General features: G+C 70.8%; 7 protein-coding genes and 1 tRNA gene. 5 read left to right on the top strand and 3 right to left on the bottom strand.

The annotated features are described in order from the left end of the window. Window positions 1–73 precede the first annotated feature (73 nt). Entirely contained in the window at window positions 74–706 is a 633-nt protein-coding gene (locus MOTC310_RS18245; RefSeq protein ID WP_331292972.1) for an outer membrane protein, read from the top strand. A 48-nt stretch (window positions 707–754) separates the two neighbouring features. Here the strand turns inward: MOTC310_RS18245 and MOTC310_RS18240 are convergent, their stop codons facing one another. Beyond that, window positions 755–1,798 (bottom strand): MaoC family dehydratase, encoded by a 1,044-nt coding sequence (locus tag MOTC310_RS18240; RefSeq protein WP_012321384.1) that lies wholly within the window; start codon window positions 1,796–1,798, stop codon window positions 755–757. Between the two features lie 12 nt (window positions 1,799–1,810). Continuing rightward, entirely contained in the window at window positions 1,811–2,113 is a 303-nt protein-coding gene (locus tag MOTC310_RS18235) for a YggT family protein (RefSeq protein ID WP_010684838.1), read from the bottom strand. 122 nt (window positions 2,114–2,235) lie between these two features. On the opposite strand from MOTC310_RS18235, the gene MOTC310_RS18230 reads away from it, so the two are divergent. Both MOTC310_RS18230 and MOTC310_RS18225 read left to right on the top strand, forming a co-directional pair. After that, a tRNA-Ala gene (locus tag MOTC310_RS18230) sits at window positions 2,236–2,311 on the top strand. A 501-nt stretch (window positions 2,312–2,812) separates the two neighbouring features. Continuing rightward, window positions 2,813–3,118, top strand: a complete 306-nt coding sequence (locus MOTC310_RS18225) for an ArsR/SmtB family transcription factor (protein ID WP_331302825.1) — start codon at window positions 2,813–2,815, stop codon at window positions 3,116–3,118. A gap of 455 nt (window positions 3,119–3,573) precedes the next feature. Here the strand turns inward: MOTC310_RS18225 and MOTC310_RS18220 are convergent, their stop codons facing one another. Then, window positions 3,574–4,062: a hypothetical protein gene (locus MOTC310_RS18220; protein WP_331302824.1), complete on the bottom strand. Its 489-nt coding sequence runs from the start codon at window positions 4,060–4,062 to the stop codon at window positions 3,574–3,576. A gap of 538 nt (window positions 4,063–4,600) precedes the next feature. Between MOTC310_RS18220 and MOTC310_RS18215 the strand changes: the two genes are divergently transcribed. Both MOTC310_RS18215 and MOTC310_RS18210 read left to right on the top strand, forming a co-directional pair. Further along, window positions 4,601–7,273, top strand: a complete 2,673-nt coding sequence (locus MOTC310_RS18215) for a hypothetical protein (RefSeq protein ID WP_331302823.1) — start codon at window positions 4,601–4,603, stop codon at window positions 7,271–7,273. Continuing rightward, the gene (locus MOTC310_RS18210) at window positions 7,257–9,512 is read left to right on the top strand and encodes a hypothetical protein (protein WP_331302822.1); all 2,256 of its coding nucleotides are present in this window, start codon (window positions 7,257–7,259) and stop codon (window positions 9,510–9,512) included. Before MOTC310_RS18215 ends, MOTC310_RS18210 begins: the two co-directional genes overlap by 17 nt. Window positions 9,513–9,796: the final 284 nt, after the last annotated feature.

The following is a 9,796-nucleotide window of genomic DNA, read 5'->3' as shown; positions in this document are numbered from 1 at the left end:
GGGGCGCGCACGATCCCGCGGGCGGCCACGGCCAAGCCTGTCGCGGCCCGGCGCCTTCGGCTAGGATGGCGGCATGAGCAGACGCGCCGATTCCCGTCCGTTCCGCCGCCTCGCGGCCGGCCTCGCGCTCGGGGCCTGCTGGCTCCCGGCCGGCCCCGCCGCCGCCCAGGCGCTGGTCTGGCCGTCCATCGGCTTCGCGCCGCTGCCCTCCTTCGCGTGGCCGCAGATGCCCGAGGACGCGTATGGCCGCTGGACCGGCTCCTACGCCCGCCTCTCGACCGGCTACGCGGTCAGCACGTCCCGGCATTTCGGCAGCTATTCGGGACCGACCATCGGGCTCGAGGGCGGCCGGATGTGGCAGGAGGGGCCGATCCTCTACGGCATCAGCGGCGGGTTCGATTACCTGGCCGGCCTCGGCGGCAACCTCACGCCGGGCTACGGGCGCCTCGCCTATTCCAACGACTTCGCCGGATCCCTGGAGGTGAAGGTCGGCACCCTCGTCGCGCCGGACGTGCTGGTCTACGCCAAGGCCGGCGCCCTGGCCCTGCACCAGACGCTGCGCGTCGGGCCGACCCCGGGGTCGCTGCCGTTCACGCGCCAGGACATCGCGGTCCGGCCGGTCGCCGGCGTGGGCGTCGAGTGGGCGGTCACGGACCGCCTCTCGCTGGCGGTCGAGGCGGGCGTGGTCGGCGGCGGGATCCGCTGAGGCGGCCCCCGGCGGCCCCGCCTCGCGGCGGCGCCGTGGCGCGGGCGCCTATTTCGGCACGAAGGCCCAGTAGTCGAGATCGAGGATCACCGCCGGGTCGTAGCCGTCGCCGGCGCGGTCCGGGAAGGCGCCGCAGGGCTGGTTCTTGGTGGCGACCGTGCGCAGGCGCAGGAGCCCGACATCGTCGCGGCCGACATCGGCGGTCGCCAGCACCTCGCTCCAGGCATAGACCGTGTCGCCGGAAAACAGCGGCGCCACGTGGCGGCCGGCATTGATGCCCGCGAGGGCGAAGGCGTTGCCGAGCCCGTTGAAGCTCAGCGCCCGGGCGAGCGAGATCACGTGGCCGCCGTAGATCAGGCGCCGGCCGAAGCGGGTGTCCTTGGCGGCCAGCCCGTCGAAATGGACCTTGGCGGTGTTCTGGAAGAGGCGCGTGGCGATCTGGTGCTCGGCCTCCTCGACGGTCATGCCGTCGACGTGGTCGATCTTCTCGCCCACCGCGTAATCCGCGAAGCGGTGCGGGCTGCCGGCGAGGTCGGTGTCGTAGGCTGCCGCCGAGAGCTTCGGCAGGGCGCCCGCGAGATCCTGCGGGTCGACCACCTTGGCGAGGCTCGGCACGTGCTCCTCGGCGATCGCGGCCTCGGGGTCGCGCTTGCGCACGAGCACCCAGCGGCAATAGCTCAGCACGGTCTCGCCGCGCTCGTCGGAGCCGACCGAACGGACATAGACCACGCCGGTCTGCCTGTTCGAGCTCTCCTTGAGGCCGATCACCTCCGACACGGTGGAGAGCGTCTCGCCCGGATAGACCGGCCGCCGGAACCCGCCCTCGGCGTAGCCGAGATTGGCCAGCGCGTTGAGGGAGACGTCCGGGACGGTCTTGCCGAACACCATGTGGAAGGTGAGCAGGTCGTCGAGCGGGCTCTTCGGGTAGCCGATGGCCCGGGCGAAGGCGTCCGACGACTGCACGGCGAAGCGCGGCCCGTACAGGCCCGTGTACAGCGCCACGTCGCCCACCGTCACGGTGCGCGGGGTGGCGTGGCGAATGGTCTCGCCGAGGCGGAAATCCTCGAAGAAGCGGCCGGGATTCGTCTTCACGGGGCGGCGGTCCTACTGCGCGTAAACGTAGGTGGCGGGCACGGCGTACTCGTGCAGCAGGCGGCTGATGAACAGCAGCAGCAGGATCAGGATGATCGGCGAGATGTCCACGCCGCCGAGATTGGGCAGCAGGTTGCGGATCGGCCGCAGCACCGGCTCGGTCAGCCGGTAGAGCACCTCGCCGATCTGCGCGACGATCGGATTGCGCACGTTCACCACGTTGAACGCCACCAACCAGCTGAGAACCGCGCTTGCGATGAGGACGTAGATGAAAAGCTGGACGACCGTGTCGAAGAGCCAGATCAGGGCGTTCATGCGGGTCCGCGCGTATCCTCGGGGCGCCCGCACCCCAGCGCCGGAGCGGCGCGCGGCGGGCGACGTTGAAACAGGGAATTGACAGGCTGAGCCGCCCGCGCCTACAAGGCCGGCGCCTCGACGGGGCTGTAGCTCAGATGGGAGAGCGCCGCAATCGCACTGCGGAGGTCAGGGGTTCGAATCCCCTCAGCTCCACCACTTATTTCTTACGAGAAATAATTGTGTGGCATGAACGTTTTAGCGGGGCTTACTTCCCGGATTAATCCCGATAAATCCCAGCCCGTGGGCACGTAAATCCCGGCGGCTGCAAAAAAAGCTCCGCTGGTCTGCCCCTCTCGTGCGAAGAGATTTGTCGCTGCCCAGTCATGGGCTTGATCCCGGCAATCCGCGCAAGGCCGCGGCAACGCCATCGCCGTTCGGTTCGATACGTCCACTCAACCGCATGGTCGAAACTCCGATAGGCGCGGCGTTGGGTGGTACCGGGGCGGACCATCGTCCGCGACCGCACGCCTTGGCGGCCACTCGAGGCTCGACCTTCAATACCGCCGCTCCGTAGTGCGGGCACTGCGCGGCAATCTCGGCCCATGGCGCGCGCCTCCACGCAGGCGGGAAGTCCGCACCATAGCTCTGGGATCGAACACCCGACCCCCGAGCCGTGCCGGCTTGACTCGCACGACGCTTGCGGATGAACCCGAGGCCATGGACGTCACCACCGCGGCTAGCATCCTCGAAGCGCTGGGCAACCCGACGCGCCTCCGGATTCTCATCGAGCTCCGACGGTCCGGGGACACCGGGCTGTCCGTGAACGCCATCAGGGAGCGGTTGGAGATAGACGCCAAGTCGACGTTCTCGAGCCACCTGCGGCAGCTCGTCCAAGTCGGCCTCGTCACGCAGGAGCGCCGTTCCACGACGTTGTTGTGCCGTGCGCCGATCGATCCAATGGATACGCTGGTCGAGTTTCTGCGCCGGGAGGCCGCACACCCACACGGCAAGCACCGGTCGTAGGCGCCGCCCCGGCGAACGCCTCGCGCTGGTCCCGACGGGGTCATCGGGCGGCGGCGTGGAAATCGACCACCGCCGGGCAATGCCGCGCGGGATTACGGCCGCCGCATCCGCACAGGATCGCCGCCCCCCGAGGCCGATCGAACGCACCGTCGTCCTCGACGCGGCGGCGTTCGGCGTCGAGGCGGCGCCGATCGCGACGCGCGGGAACGGATATCCCCCGGGGCAGGCTCGTGTCGAGCCTTCCGGCACGCGGACCGACGAGGATCTCGCTCCGGAGTCGTTGAGGTTGCGATCGCCTTCGCGGGCCGGACGATGCCCTTCCGGGCGGACCGGGGCTTCTCGAGATCTTACGGCAAGGGGGGATGGGTCCGTCGTCGCACTTCGAGCCCGGGACGTGCGGCGCCCGCTTCGGTCGTTCCGGCGACGCGGAGGCCGATCCGGTGCGGGTCGGGTCGTCAGGGAGGGGACGATCCCCCGCCGGAGCGCATTTGCGCCAGCTCGCGGATGACCATGGCCAAGACCTGGCCGCGCAGGAGCTCCTCCTTAGGCACCAGGCCGACGCCCCCCCAGCTGACGATCCGCCAATCCTGCTTGCCCCGGGCACGTCCCTCGGAACCGACGACCAGCACCGGCAGGGACGGGTATCGCCTCGCAAGGGTTTGCCCAAGCGCCGGGTCGTCCTCGAGCAGGTTGTCCGAGATGATGGCCGCATGCGGATTGGCGCGGGCGATCTCGCCCAGGATGCCGTTCGTGTCCGTGGCGACGCAAGCATGGATCGATGTCCCGCGCAGCTTGGCCAGGGCGTGGTCGAGGAAGTCCTTGTCGTGCGACGCGAGGAGAACCCGGTTCCCATCGGGATCCGTCGGTCGCCCGCGGGTCGCTCCCGGTAGCCTTTCGGCGACGGTGAAGGTGTTCATGATCGCGGGTTGGACGGCGAATCCCATGGGATGGCGCGGCGCGCCGGGCGATGCGGGGCTTCGAAACAAAGGCTCAGCTCCCGCTTCGAGGTCCGCGCGTTCGGCACCTCGGTTTCCGGCCCGCCTCGCCGGACAAGGTCGCATACGGTGCAAACGTCGACAAGGCCACACGAGGGTTGACGATGAGTCAACGCCGCAAGCCGCGCGGGAGCGCGGCCGGATTCGATCCGCCGCAGGCGACGCCGCGATCGTGGCGACCCGCCGGCCCCGTCGCCTCACCAGGGGCGGGTGCCGCCGGGGTCCCCGGCCGGCCGCCGGACACGGCACAGGACGTCCGCGTGCGCCCCGACGCGATGTCCCGCGTCCACGCGAGCGCACGCGCGGTCCCCTGGGGCCCGGGGCCGTGTTCGACCACATGCGCCCGGCCTCCCGGGTCCGCCGGCGGCGGGCGCGTCCGACCGTGCGACGTCCGCTGCCATGGCCGGTCAGGCGGTCGATCCCCGACCCTTGCGGGGCTCCCGCGGCCATGGCTTAAGCGTGGCCGCAAGACCGACAGGGGAAAGCCGTGGCCGACGAGTCGAATGGTGGGCACGCCCTGACCGGTTCCCGGTTCGGCGCCTTCAAGTTCGCGAGCCTCCAGAAACTCTTCGGCAGCCAACGGGCCGCCTTGGTGGCCATCGTCGAGGCGGTTCACCAAGTGGCGGCGGAGTCGTACCGCGGCAGGCGCGGAAGGTCCGAGACGCCGCCCGGCGAGAAGGACCTGCTGTCGCTCGACCAGGGGGCTTACTTCGATCGCCCCCACCACGCCTTCGTGATCGACGGCGAGCGCGGCAGCGGCAAGACGACGGTGCTGCTGACCCTCTACGGCTACATAAAGGCCATGCGCTTCGACAACGCGCTCGCCCCCGCGCCGGAGCGCGCGGACGATACGATCCGGGCCGACCTGGCGCGGATGGACCTCCCTCCCATCTCCGGCGAGGTCGGCAACAGGCGGGTCGCGCTTCTCCTGCCGATCGTCTTCCCCGAGACCATGGAACCGCACGAGTCGGCCATGGAGGCGGTGTTCGCGCACATGGATCAGATCCTGGTCGGGGCGCTCGAGGCCACCCGGATCGAGGACGAGCGGCACCGCCGCCTGGAGGAGCTGCAGAACTGGCTCCGTCGACGCATCGGGGCGGCGTGGATGTATTCCCGCAAGATCGGCGAGCAGGCGCTCACCAACGACGCGCTGACCTACGACGAGTTCGTGGTCCGCCGCGCCGAGCACAACCGACGCTCCTACACGCGGATCGACACGTGGCGATCCTTCGTCGACCGCTTCCTGGACGCGCTCGGGTACGAGGTCCTGGTCCTGAGCTTCGACGACTCCGACCTGGTGCCGGAGGCTGCCGACGACATCATGCGCTCGATCCGGGTGTACCTCAGCCACGCGCGGATCGTGTCGCTGATGGCGGTGGAGCTGCGCACGCTCCATGAGACCTTGTCGCTCTTCAAGCTCACGCAGCGGTCGCCGGGATTGCTGGTCGGCGACTCGACCCTCCTGCGGGGCCTGGTCGAGCTCGAGAAGTCGAACATCGCGGCGCAGCTGGACAAGATCCTGCCGACGAACCTCCGGCACCGGCTCGAGACGGGCCCGGACCAGCTCGACCTCATATTCGGCGGAAACTACGGGGAATTCTGCCGCCAGGCGTTCCAGCGGGCCTCGACGGTCCCGGACGGACGGCGGGGGGCGGTCTCCTGGTGGCTGCTTGCCGGACCGTACGCCGCGCTGGTGTCGGACACCGCGCGGCGCATGGTCGCCATGCACGCCGCCGCGACCGCCCGGAACCACGACATCGACGACGCCCTGCTGTCGTACGCCAAGCTGAACGAGCTGAAACCGGTCATCGGCGGGCGGCTCGCCGGCGTCCGGGACGCGATCCTCGACGGCCGACTGCGGCGACGGGAACTCGTCGACCGGCCGAGCTACGAATATCACGGCTACGCCGAACACGTCGCGACCGCGGTCGAGGCGCTGCTCGTCGAGTTCTGCCTCGACAGGGAGCTCGCGTTGCGGAACCTCGACGCCTCCGCCTTCCCCGAACTCCGGCGCTGGCTCGAGGGCGAAGGTCGAAACGGGGCGCGGGTCGAGGCCGCGCCCCGGGGAAACCAGTCGGACCACGCCGCGCCCGAGCGTACGTTGGGCGTGGCAGCCCTGTTCCCGGAACTCCCGCTACCGAGGAACTGCCTCTACCTCGCGGACCTCCGGCTTCTCACCGACACGGACCGGACGCCGCCGTCCCAAGCCGCCCCCTGGGTGGCCCAGCTTTCCGGGCAAGGACGGTCCGGGAAGGACCGGGTCCGCGCGGACGTCGAGGCGTCCATCCAGATCCTCTCGAGCGCTGACGACGGCACCGCCCTGGAGTGGTTGGTTTATCAGTTCGAGAACGTCCGCCGGGTATCCCGCGCGGACGACAGGTTCGTGATCCTCAATCGGGTCGCCATGGATTTCGCCGTCGCCCCGGAGGTGCTCTCGCTCGTCCTGAGGGCCGTGGCCAGGGGCGAGGGCCGCACGCGGGACGACCTGGTGTTCGCGCTGCGTGCCGCCGAAGGCGGCTCCGGCCCGCGGGACGCCGCCGCGGCGCTTCCGGACTTCCTGGCGTTCGCGGACTGGACGCGGCGCACCGCGCTTCAGACGTGGATCAACGCGCTCAAGATCGCCCGGCGGACCGAGACGCTGGGCACCCTGCCCTATGAGGCGGTCGCCGACGAGGGTCCCAGCTTCGTGAACGGACCCAACCTGATCGCGCAGTCGGCGGACGTGCTGTCCGACTCCGCCGACCCGCGCGGCGCCGCCCTGTTGGCCTGGAGCCTGGGCGCCTGTGCCCTGCCCGTCTTCGACTACGGTTTCGCCGCCCGCAACGTCGCCGCGGAACCCGAGCATTGGGATCGCCTGCTCCAGGCGCTCCGGGCGGCGGGCGACGGCTTGCGGGCCTCGACGGGACGGGAGCGGGCCGGCCAAGGACGTCGTCCCGACCGTCGCTGGCTGTTCCCGGACGTCGAGGCGACGGAACGCCGGATCATGGCCCGCGACGTCGCCCAGTGCGTCGCGGCGCTCGAGGACCGCGCGGAGACCCTGCGCAAGACCGCGTCGAACCTGGCGGAGCGCCGCTGGCCGTCCGATCCCCGAGAGCTGGCGGCGTTGCTGCTCGGGATGACCGTGGAGGCGATCTCGGGCGCGCATGTCGTTCACGCTTGACGAGGTCGCGCTCGAGTTCCTGTTCTGGTCGCCGCGGCTCGACCATGCCGTCGGCCGCTGGCCGGGCAGCCGATCCCTCGGCGAGCTCTTCGCCGCCTACCTCAGGCGTCGCCTGCCCGCGCAGAACGCCGAGGACGTCGCGTCCGCGGCCAAGCTGTTCGCCTCCGACGACACCACGTTGTCCGAGTGGTACGATCACGTCCTTCGGCCGTTCGAGCGCGCGCTTATCTTCCGCGCCGGCTCGCCCGGCTTGACGGTCGGGGCGCTCGCGCAATGGCGACGGTTGACCGCGCGCCTCGACGCGGACGGCCTGGTGGCCCGGAGGATCGCGCGGGACGCGCCGCAGGGGGTCCCGGCGGCCGAGCTCGTCGGACATCTGCCGGGATGGGGCACGTACCTGAGCGTCCACGACCGCGGCCTCGACCAGGTCCTGAGCAAGGGGCTGGCCGACAGCCACGTCCACATCGAGGCCTGCGATCCGGTCCCGCTGCTGTGGTTGCGCGTCATGGCCGGCGAGGTGGCCGTCGACGGATTGCGGTCGTACGTCCCGGAAGCGCTGGGCGAGCTCGTCGACGACGGCGAGACGCATCGGCGGCGGGAGCGGGAGAAGGCCCTCGTCGCTGGCGCCGTCGGCGTCAGGCGGGGGATGGAGCTTCTCCTGCCCGGATCGCCGATCCTGGGGGCCGCGCCGCTCGCGGGGCCGGAGGCCGCCCGTACCGAACGCACGCTGCTCGTCTCGGGTTGGCTTGCGGTGCGGTCCGGCCGCACCGACGTCCGCGACGCGCTCGACCGCTACCTGGTTGCCAAGAGCACGTTCATCCAGCGCCATCTCCAATCCCACGGGGCCGGCCTCGGGCTGATGCGGTTCCGCGAGTTCTTGGACCGCGGCGAGACGATCAACGAGCAAAGGCTCAAGAAGCGATCGGCCCGCGTCCGCTACGAACGGTACCGGCGCATGCTGTCCCTCGCCGCGGAAGCCCCGAACCTACGCAAGCTCGAGCTGCGCCTGGCCCCGTTCAAGTCGGTCCGGGAATGGGCCCAGTTCGGCAAGCTCTGGGAGGATCGCTTCAGCGGGCGCGCGCCGTTCGACGGGATCGAGACGGCATTCGTCGTCCACTTCATCCGGGACGCCGACCCCGCCGCGAGCGTCGCCGTCCCAATGCATTTCGGACGCCTGCGCGAGAGGCTCGACAAGCTGTCGGCGGTCTTCCAATGCTTCCGACACCGTCATCCCGAGCTCGCCCGGCACGTCGTGGGCATCGACGTCGCCAACCTCGAGCGGGGATGCCCGCCGGAGGTCTTCGCGCCGTACCTGAGGCTGCTGCGTGGGGCCGGTCCCGCGGTCCGCCGCCGTCCCCATGCCGCCTTCGCGCATTGGGGTCGCCTGGCCGACGCCGCGCAGGACCGGCCGCCGCCGGGCCTGCGCCACCTCGGGCTGACCTACCACGCGGGGGAGGACTTCCATCATCCCCTCGACGGCTTGCGGGCGATGGCGGGCCTGCTCGACAACGTCCTGGAGCCGGGCGATCGGATCGGACACGGCCTCGCGGCCGGATGGGACATCGGGCGGTTCGAGCAGACCCGTCGCATCGGTCCGCTCCCCCAGGGCGTGCTCTTGGACAACCTGGTCTGGCTGCGGCGGGAGGCCCGGGCCGGCGGATTCTGGTCTGGCCGGGCCGTACAGGACGCCGACCGGGTCGTCACCGACCTCTCGCATCGGATCTACGGGGCCCACCCGCCGTCGCACGAACTCGACCGCGTCCTCGACCTCCGCTTCGAGATGCCGGATCCGGATTGGTCGGGCGCGGGCACGGCGCGCGGCTTGGTCCATCGGGAAACCTACGATCCCGGCACCATGGCCGCGCGCGCCGCGTTCGCCCCGTCGGAGGAGGCGGCGGCGATGTCCCGGCTGGCCGAGCAGATCGGGCGGGCCCAGGTCCTGGTGATCGAATCCATCCGGTCGAAGGGCGTCAGCGTGGAGGCGAACCCGTCGAGCAACCTGGCCACCGGCACCATCGACGACCTGCGGGACCACCCGTTCTTCCGGTTCGACGACGCGCTCGGCGAGAATGCCCTGGTCTCGTTCAACACGGACGACCCGGGCTTGTTCGGCACCCGGACCGACATCGAGTACGCGACGATGTTCGAGGCGATGCTCGCCCGCGACATCGACCGTTCGCGTGCCCTCCAGATGATCGACCGCGCCCGGCAGAGGGGGCTCGACCAAAGCTTCGTCTAGCGGGGCGCACGCGGGCGGGTCGGGATCCCTCCGTCGCCAGCCGGCGCCGGATCCGGGCTTCGACCCCGGCCGCCGGCGGTTCGGCCCGGACATCTCCGCCCGCGGCAGCGACGATGCCCGTCCCCTGGCCGCACGATGCCGCCGAAGAGTCGGGTCGGGGCGGCGCTCGAACGCGCCGGTCGCTATCGCGGGACCGGGCGTCACCGCAAATCTCCTCATCGACCATCGGGTCCCCTCCCCCGGCGGGGCTGGGTCGCCTCGGGCCGTCGCGTCTTTCGAACGAG

The organism is Methylobacterium oryzae (assembly GCF_036441375.1).
Classification (GTDB): Bacteria; Pseudomonadota; Alphaproteobacteria; order Rhizobiales; family Beijerinckiaceae; genus Methylobacterium; species Methylobacterium oryzae_A.
Note: the sequence above shows the minus strand (reverse complement) of the source record. Positions and strands in the feature narration are given on the sequence as shown.

Bases quoted from the DNA above. Each gene is read 5' to 3' on its own strand.
- MOTC310_RS18245 (WP_331292972.1), top strand. From the start codon at position 74: ATGAGCAGACGCGCCGATTCCCGTCCGTTCCGCCGCCTCGCGGCCGGC.
- MOTC310_RS18235 (WP_010684838.1), bottom strand. From the start codon at position 2,113: ATGAACGCCCTGATCTGGCTCTTCGACACGGTCGTCCAGCTTTTCATC.
- MOTC310_RS18225 (WP_331302825.1), top strand. From the start codon at position 2,813: ATGGACGTCACCACCGCGGCTAGCATCCTCGAAGCGCTGGGCAACCCG.
- MOTC310_RS18220 (WP_331302824.1), bottom strand. From the start codon at position 4,062: ATGGGATTCGCCGTCCAACCCGCGATCATGAACACCTTCACCGTCGCC.
- MOTC310_RS18210 (WP_331302822.1), top strand. From the start codon at position 7,257: ATGTCGTTCACGCTTGACGAGGTCGCGCTCGAGTTCCTGTTCTGGTCG.